This window comes from Tigheibacillus halophilus (genome assembly GCF_042683165.1).
Lineage (GTDB): Bacteria > Bacillota > Bacilli > Bacillales > Amphibacillaceae > Tigheibacillus > Tigheibacillus halophilus.
In genome coordinates this window covers 384690-403003 of the sequence record NZ_JBHUIZ010000012.1, presented here as the reverse complement: position 1 = coordinate 403003, position 18314 = coordinate 384690, and the positions used below count along the sequence as shown (strand labels likewise).

The window sequence follows — 18314 nt, the reverse complement described above, 5'->3', positions numbered from 1 at the left end:
CAGCTTGTATATATCAGAATGGATAGGCTGAAAATCAATGCCTAAATATACTATACGAGGAGTGGTTACATGCTGGCATTGGATCACATCGTCATATCCGGAAAAAACGCCGAGTCGGCCAGTTCCAACTATGGCAGAAAATTTTCCATCAAAGCCATAAAAGGTGGGGACCATGCGAATTGGGGCACCTATAATTACTTAGCATACTTTTCCAATGAATCCTATATTGAATGGCTTGGTGTAAATGATCCAGAGAAAATGAAGACAGCCGATAACCCGTTAATCCAGCATCTTTCCAAAATATTGGAAGAGACTGAACAGCCTACAGCCTTTCAGTTCGCCCTTAGGACAACTGAAATGAACGAATACATCAGACATTTTCAGGAAAAGGACATTCGATTCTACGGCCCTGTTCCCGGTCAACGGCAGCGCCCGGACGGTTCTACATTGAAATGGCGCATGCTTTTTCCCTTATTTGATTATCAAAAAGAGACGCTGCCGTTTCTGATTGAATGGGAAACACCGAATATGATTTCCAGCCTAAGCAACCCTCAGGCTATTACAAAGATTGAACTGAGCGGTCTGACCAAAGAACGTTTTGCAAATATTTACCGACTGAAGCCCAGAAGAATATATAAAAATTACTTGCGGCTGCAAAACACTAAAATATATTTTTCTGATAACCCACAGCAAAAAAAGCTGTCCTTTTCTGTAGAATAAAGGAGCCGGACTGTTCCGGCTCCTTTCCTATTTTCTATTTACTTTATACGCTTTTCTTTAGTTTTAGCGTAAATACACGTATCCCGGAGCCCACTCTCATCAGGAGCGATGTCATCATGATGCAGGATGCCTTCCAATGTGAATTGCAGTCTTTCTGGAATGGCGCGACTTCTATCATTTTCAGAGTCGCACCGGATTTCCACACGGTTGGCATGCAATTCACGAAAGGCGAATTCTGTGACACCCTTAACAGCTTCAGTCATGAAATAGTTTCCGCTTTTGCGTGAATCAACCCAATAGCCAATTTCAAACTTAGGTACATTCCAGTTAATGCGATGCAGACCTGTACAGCCGATGAAATCCCCTGTTGCTTTCTCAAAAATATGCAAGCGCAAATCTGTACGCTGCTGGAATGCTATATGCGCATCTCTGACACTGATCTCCGTTTCATCCGGAGTCTGTTCCTTTTGCGCAAAGGGCAGCCATGGTTTCAGTTCATTCTTACTGGCCGTGATTGCCTGATGGACCACTTTGCCATCTCCCGGCAACGGCAATCTGAGAAGTAAACGCTCAGTCTGGAATTCGCTGGGAAAATCTAATAGAATCGGCTTTTTCATATGGTCCCCTCCGTTTCTTTCATGTGAAGCTTCATTCAAAAGGTGTGATGCTTGTTACATTTATCGAGAACTTGTGGCCAGGTGCTTTTCTTTCGATTCTAAATACAGGAAGCAGCTCTCTATGCGAAAAACTTCATGGCCTTGATCCATCATAAAATTATATCTATTATACAGAAATTTAGAGAAATAACAAATAACTTATAATAGGAAAACAGCCACGGCACATCCATGGCTGTAAAGTATAGCTTTCCCTTCATTGTTTTAGACTTCATCGTTTCCCTATCAGACTTCCAAAGCGTTGCTTAAATCCGTAATGAGGTCCCGCTGGTCTTCAATACCGACAGAAATCCGAATCAATCCATCAGCAATACCTAACGCCAGCCGGCGTTCTCTTGGGATAGAGGCGTGAGTCATCAAGGATGGGATAGAAATCAGGCTTTCTACTGCCCCCAAGCTCTCAGCTAATGTAAAATAGTTTACGTTTTGCAATAAGGACAATGCTTTTTCCTGATCAGCTACGACGAACGAAATCATTCCTCCGAAGCCTTCCGCCTGATTGGTATGGACATCATGGCCCGGATGGCTTTCAAGACCCGGATAATACACTTTCTCCACCGCTTGATGTTTTTGTAAAAACTGTGCAATCGCATTAGCGTTTTTCTCAATCTCCTCCATACGCAGCGCCAAGGTTTTGATGCCGCGAATGAGCAGCCAGCTGTCTTGCGGCCCCAGAACTCCCCCTGTTGAATTTTGCACGAAATGAATGTCTTCAGCGAGAGTTTTGTCTTTGACCGCAATTAGTCCGGCAACTACATCACTATGTCCGCCAATGTATTTGGTCGCACTGTGAAGCACAATGTCCGCCCCTAGATCAAGCGGATTTTGCCAGTAAGGTGTGCTGAACGTATTATCTACAATCAAGCGTAATTGATTTTTTTGTACAATCCTGCTCAACGCCCGGATATCGGTAATTTTTAGAAGTGGATTAGTTGGGCTTTCCACATATACAGCTTTTGTATTAGGTTGAATGGCATCTTGTACGGCGTTTGTATCACCTGTATCCACAAATGTCACTTCAATTTCAAAACGATTGAATACCTTTGTCAATACACGGAATGTGCCGCCGTATACATCATCTGTAGCAATAATATGATCACCAGCCGAGAATAAATGTACGATGGCTGTGATGGCGGCCATACCGGAACCAAATGCGAATCCATGTGTGCCATTTTCAATGTCAGCAATCAGCTTTTCAAGAGACTCGCGCGTCGGGTTGCCTGTTCTTGAATATTCATATTTAAAATTACCTACGCCATCCTGCTTATATGTGCTTACCTGATAAATCGGCGTAGACACAGCCCCGGTATAAAGGTCGAGGCTGACGCCGCCATGAATGAATTTCGTTTTTTTGTTCATTTGAAATGTCCTCCCGCTTCTTGATAAATGCCGCTGCTGATATACCTTTCACTGCTGTCAGGAAAAACGGTAACGATATGAGTTCCTGGCTGGGCCTTTTCAGCTTCCAGCAGACTTGCTTCCAAGGCAGCTCCTGAGGAGCTGCCTACCAGCAGACCTTCTTTTACAGCAGCTTCTGCCAATCGTTTGAAAGCTATCTCATCAGAGATCGTATGAATAGCATCAAAATAACCGGTATCCAGGAATGGCGGCATGAATTCCATGCCGATTCCTTCTGTCCGATGCGAGCGTGGTTCTCCCCCTTGCAGTATGGAACCTTCTGGCTCTACAATGACCGTTTTAATCTGTGGGTTCTTTTCTTTCAAATAACGGGATGTTCCCATAAACGTGCCGCCCGATCCTGCACCCGCTACAAAAATATCAATTTTTCCATCCATGGCCTCATAGATTTCCGGGCCCAGTCCTTCATAATAGGTATCCGGGTTAGCCGGATTTTGAAATTGCCCGGGGTAATATGCATCAGGAAATGTTTTTAGCAACTCCTTCGTTTTAGCAATCGCACCTTCCATCCCCTGCTCTGTAGGTGTATTAACGACTGTGGAGCCAAGCGCTCTCATCAGGGATTGTTTTTCTAAACTGAATTTCTCTGGGGTGACAAAAATGGTCTTTATTTGAAATGCGATCGCTGCCAATGCCAGCCCGACACCTGTATTACCTGCCGTTGGTTCAATGATGGTCCCGCCTTTTTGTAATTTCCCTTCTTTCATTGCCCGCTCAATCAAATATTTTCCAAGGCGGTCCTTCACACTGCCTCCCGGATTAAAATACTCCAGCTTTGCAAATAAGCGCACATCCTTCGGCAACGGGAAAGAGGTTACTTCCATTAATGGTGTGTGCCCGATTAATTCACTTACATGTGTGGCATATCTCATGTCCAGACCTCGCAATTCTGATTACTTGTTTTAGATTCTTTTTTTGGCATCCATCACCCAGACAAAGGGGTTCCAATTGGTAAAGGTGGTGGAAAATCCATGTTTATGAGATAGATCCTCCAAAAATGGAATAGTTGTATAATATTCCCGTTCCAAGTCCTCCGCCAGGCGATAATATTGTTTCTGTTTGGCATCTCTTATCATTGCTGCCTTTGCTTCTTCTGTTACGAAGACCGTATCTCCAAAAACAATCCTTCCGCCTTTTTCCAATACGTCACTGTATGTTTCAAAGGCGCGCGCTTTTTCAATATCTGTCAAGTGATGAAAAGCATATGTGCTGACGACTGTATCAATCTGTACGGACGGCTTGTCAAATACCAGAAAATCTCCATCCATTACATGGACCGACGGTAACTTTTTCTTTGCTATTTTTCGCATGCCTTCAGACGGTTCAAAGCCAAAAACCCGCAACCCGTGTTGGGCCAGCTTTTGTGTCAAATTACCTGTTCCAACTCCGAATTCCACCACATTCCCTGAGGCACGGCTTGCGACATCATTCAAAATATCATCGTAATGGTCAAAAACATCGGCATATTCCGGATCAATGCCCGAAACAGTATGATCATAGGTTTGGGACCACTCATCAAAAAGGTCATTGAATTCTCTCCCCAACCCAATCCCCTCATTTCATATAAATTTACTATGAATTAACTTTAGCATGATTTTAGCGGAACCGCAATCCAAGATTGAAAAATGATGAAATGGCCTAGTCGGTTCATGAAAAGCAGTTATCGCAAGTTTCAACGACTACGGGTTTGTACAATGAACAATTGTTAAACGTCCATTCCTTGGGATGGACGATAAGTGATTAATTCCAAAGGCACCTTTCAGTTGAACATGCAACCAGTTAATACCTGCAAAAAAAGCAACCCGTCCAAACAGGCGGGTTGCTTACACACTTCCTTGCTTATCCTAATTGCTGATGCAAAAATTCACTGACAGATTCTGGTGTTTTCGTAAAAGCGCTATGCTGATGGGCCAGCTTTTCGCCATTTTGAAAAATCAGTATGCTCGGTATTCCCATCACTTCATACTTTTCTGCGATACCCTGGACTTCATCAATGTTGATTTCGTACCATTTGTAATTGCTGAACTCTGCCATGATATCACCAATGAACATGTCCATTCGTTTGCAGTCCGGACACCAGTCTGCAAAAAACTTAATGATGGCAGGCTTATCGCTTTGAATCACTTCATTCAATTTTTCTTCTGTTGAAATATGTTCCATTTGGCATACTCCCCTTTCCAATTTCATTGTACTCATTTTCAGAATGCTTGTCTGTTTCTTTGCTTAACTTGAAGATTGGTCAAATCCTTGCCTTCAATTGCTAATGCAACATATACCCATTTACGGTGCTTGGGAATAAGTTTACAGCAAATTCGTCAATAAATATACAGAAATCCGGACAAAAAATTCTAGCGTACAGACTTGTATGAATTCATTTTTTTATTACAAAAGCCGACTATGCTGTGTATCGTTCGACAATATATTTCCCGGGAAATGTATTGTCGAAAAAAATCTATCGCATATGTTGTCAGATCACGTTATAAGTTTAATCAAAATGTTTTTCCCAGTTCCGGGACCCATCGAGACATATGCTTATTGATTTTCTTATAGTGATCTCTTGGCAAGTCCTTTTCTCGCAAGCCTTTCAGAGGAGTCGGTATCCACTCACCATAATTGACATAGGTTGGTATAAAAGCTGGTTTTGCTATTTTCACATCGGAACCCCCATTTTTATATTTTTTGGTGATCCGGCATGAAAATATACCGCCGGTCTGCTTGTGTATACCATCTTGTCCAGAAAGGAAATTTCCCAAGGAATAGATGGCAAGCGTTCTATGACCATCCTTACCATCTACCCAAGCGACAGGCTGCAGAACATGCGGATGATGTCCCAATACAATGTCAACTCCCTGTTTGGCAGTAAATTGTACCAAGTCCTTTTGCATATCATTGGGCATACGCTCATATTCCGTGCCAAAATGCAAACTCAGCACAACAGCGTCGGCTTTTTTCTTAGCTGCGGCGATATCTTGCCCCATCACCTGTTTATCAATCAGATTGACAAGAAATTCTTTGTCATCTGGTATTGGCACACCATTGGTTCCATATGTATAAGCTAAAAATGCAACTGAAATGCCAGCATCTGTTTGCAGCACCCGCAACTGCTTACGGTCATGGTCGTTTTCATATGCTCCGACATAGGGCATATCAATTTCCTTCCAGTGGCCGATCGCATTGTATATCGCTTTTTCACCGCGATCCAATGTATGATTATTCGCGATGGACACAATGTCGACACCCGCATCCTTTAGTGCGTCACCGACTTCATATGGACTGTTGAAAGCCGGATATGAGGACAGGCCCATCTCCGCCCCGCCAATCATCGTTTCCTGGTTGGCAAATGTGATATCAGCCTTTTGCAAATATGGTTTCACCTGCGTAAGCAATGGTTTAAAATCATATCCTTGACCCTTTTTCATATCAAGATAGACCCGATCGTGAATCAAAATATCCCCAATCGCTGCCAATGTGATGGATTGTTCGTTTTTTTTCAATTGTGCCTTCAAAGAGGATGATTCGTGATCCTTCACTTCGTTTTTCGGCGATCCACAGGCACCTAATCCAACAGCCGCCATAACCAGCAGACACATGAGCATCATCATGTGTTTATTTATCATCTTTCTTTTTTCTTTTTTATCAAGATTACTCTGGTGAAACATCTTCGTTTTGACTCTTTTCAATGACATGCCCACTGTTCACGCTTCCTTCCAACTATCTGCAGTTACCCTGTCACACAGTTGCAAGTATAGCAGATTATTCATCATTATCCAGATAAAATTTGACATTCTTTGAATTTATCGATATATATGGTGAAACTGTGAAGGCTTTTTCTTCGTACAATAGGTATTGCATTCTTTTAGGAGGAATAAATATTGGCTGAATTTGCAATGGAATTGATTAACACCAAAAAACGTATTGGTCAAAAAGAAATCATCAAAGGATTATCTTTCCAAATTCATAAAGGGGAAGTATTCGGGTTTATTGGCCCGAATGGCGCCGGGAAAACGACTACCATCCGTATGATGGTCGGACTGATGGGTATCACCTCTGGTGACATTCTTATTCAAGGAAACAGCATTAAAACGAAACATAAGGAGGCAGTCAAGGAGGTCGGAGCTATCGTTGAAAATCCGGAAATGTATCCATTCATGTCAGGCTGGCAAAATTTAATGCATTATGCCCGCATGAGTGAAGGCGTTACGACGGAACGTATCCAAGAAGTTGTCTCGCTTGTCGGCTTGGATAAAACGATCAAACAAAAGGTCGGGCGCTATTCACTCGGCATGAGACAGCGGCTCGGCATCGCACAGGCACTGCTCAGCCGTCCATCTATCTTAATCTTAGATGAACCGACTAATGGGTTGGATCCTGCAGGCATCCGGGAAATTCGTCAATACATACGGCGCATTGCCAAAGAAGAACAGGTAGCTGTCATTATTTCCAGCCATTTATTGTCAGAGATTGAAATGATGTGCGACAGGATAGGAATTATTAAAAACGGCGAATTGATTACAACAGAGTCTGTGCGTTCATCAGATGAGAAAGAGGAAAGCGGCCAGTTGCAGGCGTTGCAAATGGAAGCAGAGCCGCTTGACAAGGCAATTAATTTACTGCAATCAAGTCATGGTATCAAAGCCGTCCGTGAAGGTAATTTACTTGTTTTCCAAACAAAAAAAGAAAATGTGCCTGAATTGATCAAAACAATGGTGGCACATGACATTGCAGTCTATCAAGCTGGTATTGCTAAAAAGACCTTGGAAGACAAATTCTTTGATTTGATTGGAGAGAATACGATTGAGTAAATTTTTCAAATTGATTTACAATGAAGAAATCAAGATTTACATCCGCAAATCCACCTGGATCATGTATATTCTGCTCGCAGCTATTGTCATCGGAATGGCGGCTTTAACTAATACATTTGATGAACAAAACAATTATACTTCGGATAACTGGAAAACAGAATTGCAGAAGGAAAATAAAAGTCTGCAGAAAGAAAATGAGAAATATATGAAAGAAAAAAATGCAGATGATAACTACATGATCGATTTCAATCAGGAGGAAATCACCAAAAATAATTACTATCTGGAGCATGATATTCAGCCGCAAAAGTATGGGGCTTGGCAATTCACAGTCGATAATGCAGCTTTACTGATGCTAGTCAGTCTATTTACCATTATCATTGCGGCTGGGATAGTGGCCAATGAATTCCGGTGGGGAACAATCAAATTATTGCTAATCCGGCCAATTTCAAGATCCACCATTTTGCTGTCCAAATATGTTTCAGTACTGATTTTTGCCCTGGTGACCATGGTAGCCGTATTCATTCTCTCGTTGATTGGCGGTGGATTATTCTTCGGATTTGAAGACAATCTGCAAACAGTCATTTCATCGCATGGCGATTTTAAGCAGATATCCCTTGTTAAAGAAGCCCTTTCATCCTATGGATATCAAATTGTCAATCTTGTCATGATGACGACTTTCGCGTTTATGATATCAGTCATTTTTCGTAACGGCGCATTAGCAATTGGAGTAGCGATTTTCCTGATGATGAGTGGAAATTCAATCGTTGGCTTTTTCAGCGACCGTGCTTGGGCGAAATATATTTTATTCGCAAATACGGATCTACAGCAGTATGCGTCAGGAACCCCTTTCATAGAGGGGATGACACTTCCATTTTCAATTGTCGTATTGATTGTCTACTATATCATATTCATGGCTTTGTCCTGGATTATTTTCAACAAACGGGATGTAGCCGGATTCTAATTTTGAAAATATTACCACAGGAAGCCGTACAGATGCATCAACATCATCTTTACGGCTTCCTGTTTTATACACTAGGGTATTTCATTCTGTACTTGTATTTTCGGGCCGATTTTAACTAGCCATGTCTTCGTGCAAAATCCACAAATCGGAATTTATCCGGTCTATGTCGCGATTCTGTGTACTGAAACACTTCAGTATTGTTCAAGTGAACAATACTCTTAATAACGACCACGTTGGAAAAACCAGTCATATCCATAAGTTCCATGTCTTCTTCAGTTGGTGATTCCACGGTTATTTCTTTATTCGCATAGCTAATATCCAAATGGAGCTCTTGTTCCAGATATGCATATATGGAATCCTCACAAATATCTTTCGTCAAGCTGTTTACAATACCCTGCTTGAAATAATCCTTGTCCAGAATGACTTTTTCGCCGTCTAATTCACGGACGCGCACAACTTTCCACACCAGCTCTTCTTCAGCTGGATCCAATATTTTACGCATAGCTTCATCCGCTTTTGCAAGTGATAGTTCTTGAACGTATGTGCGTGATTGCATATCCAACATTTTTGTCAATTCCTTAAAGCTGGCAATACCTGAAACTGGGAAACTGAATTTATCCATAGCAAGAATGATGGAGCCTTTTCCGCGAACTTTTTGTATATACCCATTTTGAGAAAGCAAATTCAATGCTTTTCTGATTGTTTCCCGCGATGTTCCATACATGATGGACAGCTCATTCTCCGATGGCAGCATATCTGTTTCCCGCCAATCATTTTCCTTCATTTTTTTTCGGATGTCATCATAGATCGTCAAGTATTTCTTTTGCATGCATCAAAACCTCATTATTTTGCGTAATAGACAATCGCCTCATATGGCCGCAATACCCTTTTTCCTTCGTCATTTGCATTCACGGGGTAATTAGAAATCAAGATCTCAGCCCCTGCCGGTATATCTATGTCGATTTCGACTGTTTCCTCATAAAAATTACTGACGACAAGCAGCTCTTCCTCATGCCACTGGCGCTTGAAGGCATAAATTTGCGAATGATCGGCCAAAAGCAATTGGTAATCTCCATAAGTAATAATATCATATTTTTTCCGGAGCTGAATCAGTCTCCGGTAATAATACAAGATTGAATCAACTGACCGCATTTGTTTCTTGGCATTGATTTCCAGGTAATTTTCAGCCAGGCCGATCCATGGTGTACCGGTTGTGAATCCGGCATGAGCGGCGTCACTCCATTGCATTGGTGTTCTGCTGTTATCGCGGGATTTTTGCTGTAAAATCTCTATCGCCCGCTGTGCAGTCATTCCTTTTTCCAACAGCATCTTATAAGCATTTTTAGATTCCACATCACGAAAGTCCGCTATTTTTTTGAAATCGGGATTGGTCATGCCGATTTCTTCTCCTTGATAAATATAAGGTGTTCCTTGTTGCATGTGCAACACCGTAGCAAGCATTTTTGCCGATTGCTCGTGATACTTCTTGTCATCACCAAGCCTGGAAACGATTCTAGGTTGATCATGATTACACCAAAATAATGCATTCCATCCCTGCCCCGCATGCATGCCCTCTTGCCAGTCTGACAAGATTTTCTTCAGTTTCAGAAAATCAAATGGCGCCTTCGTCCATTTCTCGCCATTTGGGTAGTCTACCTTGAGATGGTGAAACTGGAAGGTCATATTCAACTCTTGACTTGATGGGTTTGTATATTTGATGCAGTTATCGATTGTAGTGGAAGACATTTCTCCCACCGTTATCAGATTGTATGGGGCTAGGATGGCTTGATTCATTTCCTTCAAGTAGTCATGTATTTTGGGACCATCCGTGTAAAATTTACGGCCATCGCCAGTCTGGTCATCTGGAAAGTCCTGGTTCTTTGAAATCAGGTTAATAACATCCAGGCGAAACCCATCAATACCTTTTTCCGCCCAGAACCGCATCATGTCGTAAATTTTTTCACGAAGTACAGGGTTCTCCCAATTTAAGTCTGCTTGTGTTTCATCGAACAAATGCAGGTAATACTGCTTTGTTTTGGAATCATATTTCCAAGCAGATCCACCAAATTTCGACTGCCAATTATTCGGCGGCATATTTCCCTTGCCATTACGCCAGATATAAAAATCACGGTATGGGTTGTCCCTGGAAGATGCAGCCTGCTGAAACCATTCATGATCAGTCGATGTATGATTGACGACCAGATCCATAATCACTTTCATTTCCCTTGCATGCGCCGCTTTTAATAAATCCTCAAAATCAGCCATTGTTCCATACCGCTCATCAATCGCACAATAATCACTGATGTCATAGCCGTTATCACGTTGTGGGGATGGATATACCGGAGTCAGCCAAATCACTTCGACCTCGAGCTCCTGTAAGTAATCCAGCTTGGCAATAATGCCTTGAATATCACCATGGCCATTACCCGTTGTATCATTGAAACTTTTAGGATAAATTTGGTAAACAGTCGATTTCTTCCAACAAAACTCTTTCATTTTCATGGCACCTCTTTTAAAAAACTTGACCTCACTATGTACGCAACGAATGCTTTCTATTCATGTAGGGAAGAAAGCACCTTATTCTTTCCTATACTGCTAAAATGGGACAGCTCCGTTTTCACACTTTGTCATAGGCGGGAACTGTCCCCCTAATCTTTTATAGATCTTGTTTTCTCCGCAGGCTGAGCAGCAATGTAATAGCAAACGGCACGATGATGACAATTGCCATGCCTGTCAAAAATGCTGTCCAGCCGCCCGGTACGATCGATAGGATCCCTGGAACGCCCCCCACGCCTACAGAAGAGGCTTTAACATGCTGCATGGTAATCCACGCTCCAGCAATGGCTGATCCGATGATTGCAGCGACAAACGGATATTTGAACCGCAAATTCACACCAAACATTGCCGGTTCCGTAATGCCAAGCCAGGCAGAAATCCAAGAAGTGAGGGATAGCCCTTTCAGTTTTTCATTCCTGGTTGCAAACATAATTGCAACAGCAGCCGATCCTTGTGCGATATTGGACAAAGCCAAAATCGGCCATAAAAATGTCGAACCGGTTGAACCAATCAATTGTAAATCCACTGCCAGGAAAGTATGATGCATACCTGTGATGACTAACGGGCCATAGATAGCACCGTAAATCAGTCCACCAAGCACTGCATAGTGATCAAAGACCGCTACGAGCCCATCAGTTATCCAGTTTCCAATTGTAAACGTCAGCGGACCGATAATAATAAAAGTTAAAAACCCCGTCACAAGTAAAGCGACTGGCGCAACAATCAATAATTGCAATGCATCCATGACATGTTTCTTCAAGAAAATCTCCAATTTTGCTAAAATCCAGGAAGCAAATAATACTGGAAGCACTTGTCCCTGATAACCTATTTTATCTATTTCCAGTCCAAATAGATTCCATGTCGGTATCTCACCTTTTTCCAAGGCATCCCCATAGGCCCATGCGTTCAATAAATCTGGGTGAACGAGAATCAAGCCCAATACGACACCCAAAAGCGGATTGCCGCCAAACCTTTTCACCGCCGACCAGCCAATTAATGCCGGCAGGAAAGTGAAAGCGGTATTTGCGATAATATTGATCATATCTGCCAGCCCGGCCCAGTTTTGGTGCACATCGATAAATGATTGCTTTTCATAAAAAATCCCCGGGTTGGCAAGTACATTATTGATTCCCATGAGCAGACCTGCAGTTACAATAGCCGGCAATATCGGAATGAAAATATCTGCCAGCACTTTGATACCACGCTGTAATGGATTCTGTTTCTTGGCAGTCACAGCTTTCACATCATCTTTTGTAGCTTCGCTGATACCTGTTTCTGCAATCATCGCTGCATAAACCTTATCTACTGTCCCTTGGCCGATAACTACTTGAAACTGGCCATTTGCTGAGAAAGAACCTTTGACTAAATGCATGTTATCCAACGCATCTTGATTGATCTTGCTTTCATCTGCTAACGCAAATCGCAGTCTTGTCACACAATGTGTGGCCGCGCGTATATTATCCTCGCCGCCTAATGCAGCCACGATACCATTTGCTTCCTCGCTATAAGGCATACTGTTATGGGATGCTGTTGGCTTCGCTTCAGTCGCATGCGTCGTTCCGACCGATTCAATCTCCATGATGATTGACTCCCCAGCAATCGTCTCCTGCCCTGCGTTTTTCTGAAATAAAGCTGCTTTTTCACTATTTGTGACAATGATTGGTGAAATGATACTTGCTGCTTTTTCTTTGACGAATGCTAAGTCAACCGTCAGAAGTAAATCACCTTTTTTTACATTATCCCCCTGCTGTACATGCGTTTGAAAACCTTCCCCCTCTAAATGCACCGTTTCCAAACCGATGTGGATTAACATTTCTGTCCCATTCTTGCTCTGTATGCCAATAGCATGTTTCGTTGGAAACACATGCATGACCTTACCATCAAACGGTGCAACTACTTCGCCTGCCGTTGGCTCAATAGCGACCCCGTCTCCCATCATTTTCTTAGAAAATGTCGGATCCGGCACTTCAGCCAAGGATAATACGCGGCCGCTAAGCGGTGCATAAACCGCTTCCATCGTTTGCCTCACATTCCCCATCAAAATCCCTCCTTCAGAATTTGTATATACAAGTTAGTATATATTGTAACTTGTATATACATGTTTAGGCAAGCGTTTTCTTTTTCCCGAAAGCCCGGAAAGTTTTCCTCATGCCATGTTTATGATGAAAATTTCAATCTTAGCTCATACCGGTTGATTGTTAACAAACGTATCCGTAAACCAATTGCTTCATCCATGCTGCAAGCACAATATTCAATGCCTCTGCAGGAAAACATTCTGCAGGAAGAAGCATATATTACAGCATACAAGACAGCATCCATGAAAGGTGGTTAAAAATTGATTAAAGCCAGAATCGGAGATAGCCACTATGAACTACTCGGACATTTGGAGTCCTACTTCCAGCAGTTTAGAGATAACATCATCGGAATAGACCAGGAATTCATCTCTCCTATTGGCAAGAAAAAAATCATCTACGCGGATTGGATGGCAAGCGGCCGCCTATATAAACCAATTGAAGATAAAGTCGCTAAAACATTCGGGCCATTTATGGCAAATACACACACTGAATCCAATATGACTGGAGCTTTGATGTCAGAAGCCTATGAACAGGCAAAAAGAATAATAAAGGATCATGTACATGCAAATAGTCAAGACCACATTGTATTTACGGGTGCAGGCATGACAGCTGCTGTGAATAAACTGCAAAGACTGCTAGGATTAAGAGTTCCAGACAGGTATAAAGACAAGGTGCAATTAAGCGAACGAGATAAACCCATTATTTTTATCACCCATATGGAGCACCATTCCAACCATATCTCCTGGTTGGAAACTATTGGTGATGTCTGTCTGATTGAACCTGATTCAAACGGAAATGTATGCCCCTCTACATTGAACAGTCTTCTTGATAAATATCAAAATCGAACGCTGAAAATTGGGTCATTCTCTGCTTGCTCTAATGTGACAGGGATCGAAACACCATATCACGAACTAGCCAAGATTATGCATGAACACGATGGCTACTGCTTTATTGACTTTGCCGCTTCAGCACCTTATTCCAAAATCGATATGCACCCTGAAAACGGTAAAGAGGAATTGGATGCGATTTTCTTTTCCCCGCATAAATTCCTGGGAGGCCCCGGAGCAAGTGGTGTACTGATTTTTCATTCCAAATTATATGCCAATAAAACGCCTGATCATCCCGGCGGGGGAACAGTCACCTGGACTAATCCTTGGGGCGGCGCCCATTATTTCAATGACATCGAAAAACGAGAAGACGGAGGCACCCCAGGCATCCTGCAAGCCATTCGGGCAGCTTTATGCATCAGGTTAAAAGAACAAATGGGCACAGAAAAAATACTTAAGCGGGAAAAAGAGCTTGTAACGTTAGTGCTAGACAACTTAAGCGGGATACCAAAAGTACATGTGGCGGAAGCGGACAAAACAAAACGCTTGGGAATCATTTCTTTCCATGTGGAAGACCTTCACTATAACCTTGTCGTTAAACTGCTTAACGACAGATTTGGTTTCCAGCTCAGAGGCGGCTGTTTCTGCGCCGGTATCTATGGACACTATCTACTATCCATTAGCCAAAAGGCATCCAAAGAAATTACAGATCTGATTGATACTGGTGATTTTTCAACAAAGCCCGGCTTGGTCCGTTTTTCTATTCACCCCACCATGACAAACCAAGAAATGTATCAATTCATTTCTGCCATAAAACAAATTAGCGAAAACGGTGATGATTGGAAAAAAGATTACCGGTATGATTCCAAAACAAATGATTTTTATTTCAATGATCAAGCAAGAGTCAACACAACTGAGTTGTTTTCAATAGACTAAAAGTATCAAAGCAACCTTTCAATAGGAAGAGAACCCTGCGTTCAGAGAAGCCAATAAAATGCAGTCAACGTGCTTTACCTGGACATTACTTATCTTCTTCAAATCTTGACATCCATCTATTTTAATGTTATATTTAAAAGTGCTGTTAAAGTAGCACCGAAACAGCTGGCATTCTGCATTGTTTTTAAGGATGCTTATTCACACTGGCGCGACTAAGGGGTCGCAAGGACGCAAGAGCAGGTAGGGCTTGCGTTGCTTAGGCTAGAAAACGACAGTGGAACACATACCGCGGAACTGTTTGGGGCGTTACCAAACAAATTTGATGTTGATTAAAACAACGAAAATTAATTATTAAATAAATGTGAGTGTGTTACTTTACAATAAGGGGTATCCTTACAACAAGGATACCCCTTTTCCAATACATAAGCTTTCTACAAGGAGACGAGATAATGGAGACATTACCAATCGGTACCGTACAAGTAATGACCGTCAACCGAACAACAGATCATGGATATGTTCTGATGTCCGAAGGAAAGGAAGCATTGCTGCACCATAACGAGACTACAGGTGATATTTCTGTTGGTGATACAATAAAAACATTTCTTTACATGGATAAAAAAGGAAACATCTCTGCTTCGATGCAGTTGCCCGCTGTGACCATTGATTCCTATGACTGGGCTGAAGTCGTGGAAGTAAAAACGAACTTGGGAGTGTTCGTAAATATCGGAACAACGAAAGAAATGTTAGTATCAAAAGATGATCTCCCGCTTTACGAGCATGTCTGGCCCGCTGTCGGGGATAAGCTTTTTGTAACGCTCGGTAAAGACCGGCGCGGCAGACTACTCGCCATTCCAGCGACGGAAGGAATTATCAACCATTATCGGGAATGGGCTGATGAAGATTATCTGAACAAATATGTGACTGGCAGGATTTATCGAACAAATAGAGAAGGTTCAGCTCTTTGGACTGATGAAGATTTCCGTGGTTTCATTCACCATAGTGAACGCAAACAGGAACCTCGAATCGGGGAAGAAGTGACAGGAAGAGTGATTGCCGTCAAAGAAGATGGAACACTAAATATCACTTTGCTGCCATTGAAGCAGGAAAGCATAACGGATGATGCCGCAGCAATCCTGGAATATCTAAAAGAACAAGATGGTATGATGCTATTTTCTGATAAAAGTGATCCCGATGATATCCGGTCTGTGTTTGACATTAGTAAATCCGCTTTTAAACGTGCACTTGGCAGTCTGATGAAAGCCGAAAAAATTGAGCAACGGGACGGTAAAACCTTTCTGAAATAAATATAAAAACGCAGATCCGAACGGAATGGTTCAGGTCTGCGTTTTTGTTAGATGCCATCTGAAATTAGGATATACTGGGAGATGGCTTGACACTATACATAAGCAATACATCATTTGCCATTATTTACTTCTTTTCGATGCTTTTTCTCTTTCACCCTTATGAAGGATTTTTTTACGCAATCGAATCGACTCTGGCGTCACTTCACAGTACTCATCATCGTTCAAATACTCGATGGCTTCTTCTAAAGACATACTGCGTGTTTTTCGAATTGTCGCTGTTTGGTCTTTGGTAGAAGATCTTGTATTTGTCAGATGCTTCTCTTTTGTCAAATTAACGGTCAAATCGTTCTCGCGGTTATGCTCACCAACAATCATACCAGCATATACTTCTGTACCCGGCTCCACGAAAATGACACCGCGATCTTCCAGCTGCATGATACCATATGTCGTCGCTTTGCCATTTTCCAAGGCAACTAAGACTCCTTGGCGACGTCCGCCGACCTGTCCTTTGATCAATGGTGCATATGAATCAAACGTATGATTCAATATACCATAACCATGAGTCTGGGTCATAAATTCCGTAGGATAGCCGATCAATCCGCGTGATGGAACCTTGAATTCAAGGCGTACTTGCCCGTTGCCATGATTGACCATGTCCATCATTTCACCTTTCCGGGAACCAAGAGCCTCCATGACAGCACCTGTAAATTCCTCTGGAACATCAACCTGTACCCGTTCGACTGGTTCACACTTCACACCATTTATTTCTTTGATAATGACTTTTGGCTTGGATAACTGAATCTCATAACCTTCACGGCGCATATTTTCAACCAGGATACTGAGATGCAATTCTCCCCGGCCAGATACAACCCAGGCATCTGGTGTTTCTGTTGGCTGCACACGCAGACTTACATCTGTTTCCAGTTGTTTCATCAAACGTTCTTCAATTTTTCTGGCGGTGATGAATTTACCTTCTTTCCCAGCAAACGGGCTATTGTTGACAACAAACGTCATTTGCAGGGTAGGTTCATCAATCCGTAAAACCGGCAGCGCTTCTTGGTTATCTGGAGGGCAAATAGTTTCTCCTACGTTAATATCCTCCATTCCGGAAACAGCCACGATATCGCCCGCTTTGGCTTCCTGGATCTCAACCCGCTTCAAACCGATGAAACCAAACAATTTGGTGACCCGGAAAGATTTGGTGGAGCCATCCTTTTTCATGACAACGACCGACTGGCCGACATGAATCTTACCACGGAACACACGTCCAATACCAATTCTGCCGACATAGTCATTATAATCAAGCAATGTCACCTGAAATTGCAATGGTTCTTCGCTGTTATCCACCGGTGCCGGAATATGGTTCATGATCATTTCAAAAATCGGTTCCATCGTTTCCGACTGGTTATCAGGTTCAGTACCAGATGTCCCATTCAAAGCTGATGCATACACGACAGGGAAGTCCAGTTGATCATCGTCAGCTCCCAAATCGATGAAAAGATCTAACACTTCGTCAATAACATTGGCCGGTCTTGCATTTGGACGATCGATTTTATTTAAGACAACGATTGGTGTCAATTTTTGATCCAGTGCTTTTTTTAACACAAAACGAGTTTGCGGCATGGTCCCTTCGTATGCATCCACGACAAGGATGACACCGTCCACCATTTTCATAATCCGCTCTACCTCGCCGCCAAAATCGGCGTGACCAGGTGTATCAAGGATATTAATTGTTGCATCGTTATAGTGAATGGCTGTGTTTTTAGCCAAAATAGTTATGCCACGTTCGCGCTCAATATCACCAGAGTCCATGGCACGTTCATCTACATACTCGTTATCACGGAATGTACCTGAGTATTTCAACAACTGATCGACAAGCGTTGTTTTCCCATGGTCTACGTGGGCGATAATAGCGATATTTCGAAGATCATTTCTTTGTTGCATAAAGGTTCGCTCCTCTTTTTCGAGAGTAAAAATGTTTAAGTTGCAGCTGCTATCTTACTGTTCTGCAGATAGCCACGCCCCTTAAACTCCGTACTT

15 protein-coding genes are annotated in these 18314 nt (G+C 42.4%); 5 read left to right on the top strand and 10 right to left on the bottom strand.

Annotation, left to right across the window (positions count from 1 at the left end):
- The first annotated feature begins 69 nt into the window (after positions 1 to 69).
- Positions 70 to 720, top strand: a complete 651-nt coding sequence (locus tag ACFSMW_RS13120; protein ID WP_390356298.1) for a VOC family protein — start codon at positions 70 to 72, stop codon at positions 718 to 720.
- 38 nt (positions 721 to 758) lie between these two features.
- Here the strand turns inward: ACFSMW_RS13120 and ACFSMW_RS13115 are convergent, their stop codons facing one another.
- The 6 genes from ACFSMW_RS13115 to ACFSMW_RS13090 all read right to left on the bottom strand — a co-directional run bounded on the left by ACFSMW_RS13115 (position 759) and on the right by ACFSMW_RS13090 (position 6499).
- On the bottom strand, positions 759 to 1337 hold the full coding sequence (locus ACFSMW_RS13115) for a GNAT family N-acetyltransferase (protein WP_390356297.1): 579 nt from the start codon (positions 1335 to 1337) through the stop codon (positions 759 to 761).
- Between the two features lie 282 nt (positions 1338 to 1619).
- Positions 1620 to 2753, bottom strand: a complete 1134-nt coding sequence (locus ACFSMW_RS13110; RefSeq protein ID WP_390356295.1) for a bifunctional cystathionine gamma-lyase/homocysteine desulfhydrase — start codon at positions 2751 to 2753, stop codon at positions 1620 to 1622.
- Positions 2750 to 3685 (bottom strand): PLP-dependent cysteine synthase family protein, encoded by a 936-nt coding sequence (locus ACFSMW_RS13105; RefSeq protein ID WP_390356293.1) that lies wholly within the window; start codon positions 3683 to 3685, stop codon positions 2750 to 2752. The genes ACFSMW_RS13110 and ACFSMW_RS13105 overlap by 4 nt, the downstream gene beginning before the upstream one ends.
- 30 nt (positions 3686 to 3715) lie before the next feature.
- Positions 3716 to 4357, bottom strand: a complete 642-nt coding sequence (locus ACFSMW_RS13100) for a class I SAM-dependent methyltransferase (protein ID WP_390356291.1) — start codon at positions 4355 to 4357, stop codon at positions 3716 to 3718.
- A gap of 295 nt (positions 4358 to 4652) precedes the next feature.
- The gene (locus ACFSMW_RS13095) at positions 4653 to 4973 is read right to left on the bottom strand and encodes a thioredoxin family protein (RefSeq protein WP_390356289.1); all 321 of its coding nucleotides are present in this window, start codon (positions 4971 to 4973) and stop codon (positions 4653 to 4655) included.
- A gap of 329 nt (positions 4974 to 5302) precedes the next feature.
- On the bottom strand, positions 5303 to 6499 hold the full coding sequence (locus ACFSMW_RS13090; protein WP_390356446.1) for a CapA family protein: 1197 nt from the start codon (positions 6497 to 6499) through the stop codon (positions 5303 to 5305).
- 186 nt (positions 6500 to 6685) lie between these two features.
- Between ACFSMW_RS13090 and ACFSMW_RS13085 the strand changes: the two genes are divergently transcribed.
- Complete coding sequence (locus ACFSMW_RS13085; RefSeq protein ID WP_390356287.1) at positions 6686 to 7615, top strand: ABC transporter ATP-binding protein; 930 nt, start codon at positions 6686 to 6688, stop codon at positions 7613 to 7615.
- Positions 7608 to 8576, top strand: coding sequence for an ABC transporter permease (locus ACFSMW_RS13080; protein ID WP_390356285.1), 969 nt, complete (start codon positions 7608 to 7610; stop codon positions 8574 to 8576). The genes ACFSMW_RS13085 and ACFSMW_RS13080 overlap by 8 nt, the downstream gene beginning before the upstream one ends.
- Positions 8577 to 8691: 115 nt before the next feature.
- Here ACFSMW_RS13080 and treR read toward each other — a convergent pair whose 3' ends face one another.
- The 3 genes from treR to treP all read right to left on the bottom strand — a co-directional run bounded on the left by treR (position 8692) and on the right by treP (position 13170).
- A complete protein-coding gene (gene treR, locus ACFSMW_RS13075) occupies positions 8692 to 9405 on the bottom strand; it encodes a trehalose operon repressor (protein ID WP_390356283.1) in 714 nt (237 codons plus the stop codon).
- Positions 9406 to 9419: 14 nt separating this feature from the next.
- Positions 9420 to 11072, bottom strand: a complete 1653-nt coding sequence (gene treC, locus ACFSMW_RS13070) for an alpha,alpha-phosphotrehalase (RefSeq protein ID WP_390356281.1) — start codon at positions 11070 to 11072, stop codon at positions 9420 to 9422.
- Positions 11073 to 11232: 160 nt separating this feature from the next.
- The gene (gene treP, locus ACFSMW_RS13065) at positions 11233 to 13170 is read right to left on the bottom strand and encodes a PTS system trehalose-specific EIIBC component (protein WP_390356279.1); all 1938 of its coding nucleotides are present in this window, start codon (positions 13168 to 13170) and stop codon (positions 11233 to 11235) included.
- 297 nt (positions 13171 to 13467) lie between these two features.
- Here treP and ACFSMW_RS13060 point away from each other — a divergent pair, with 297 nt between their 5' ends.
- Together ACFSMW_RS13060 and ACFSMW_RS13055 are read left to right on the top strand one after the other, a co-directional pair.
- Positions 13468 to 14970, top strand: coding sequence for an aminotransferase class V-fold PLP-dependent enzyme (locus ACFSMW_RS13060; RefSeq protein WP_390356278.1), 1503 nt, complete (start codon positions 13468 to 13470; stop codon positions 14968 to 14970).
- Between the two features lie 449 nt (positions 14971 to 15419).
- Positions 15420 to 16274, top strand: coding sequence for a CvfB family protein (locus ACFSMW_RS13055; RefSeq protein WP_390356276.1), 855 nt, complete (start codon positions 15420 to 15422; stop codon positions 16272 to 16274).
- A gap of 120 nt (positions 16275 to 16394) precedes the next feature.
- Here ACFSMW_RS13055 and typA read toward each other — a convergent pair whose 3' ends face one another.
- Positions 16395 to 18218, bottom strand: coding sequence for a translational GTPase TypA (gene typA / locus ACFSMW_RS13050; RefSeq protein ID WP_390356274.1), 1824 nt, complete (start codon positions 18216 to 18218; stop codon positions 16395 to 16397).
- Between the last annotated feature and the right edge of the window lie 96 nt (positions 18219 to 18314).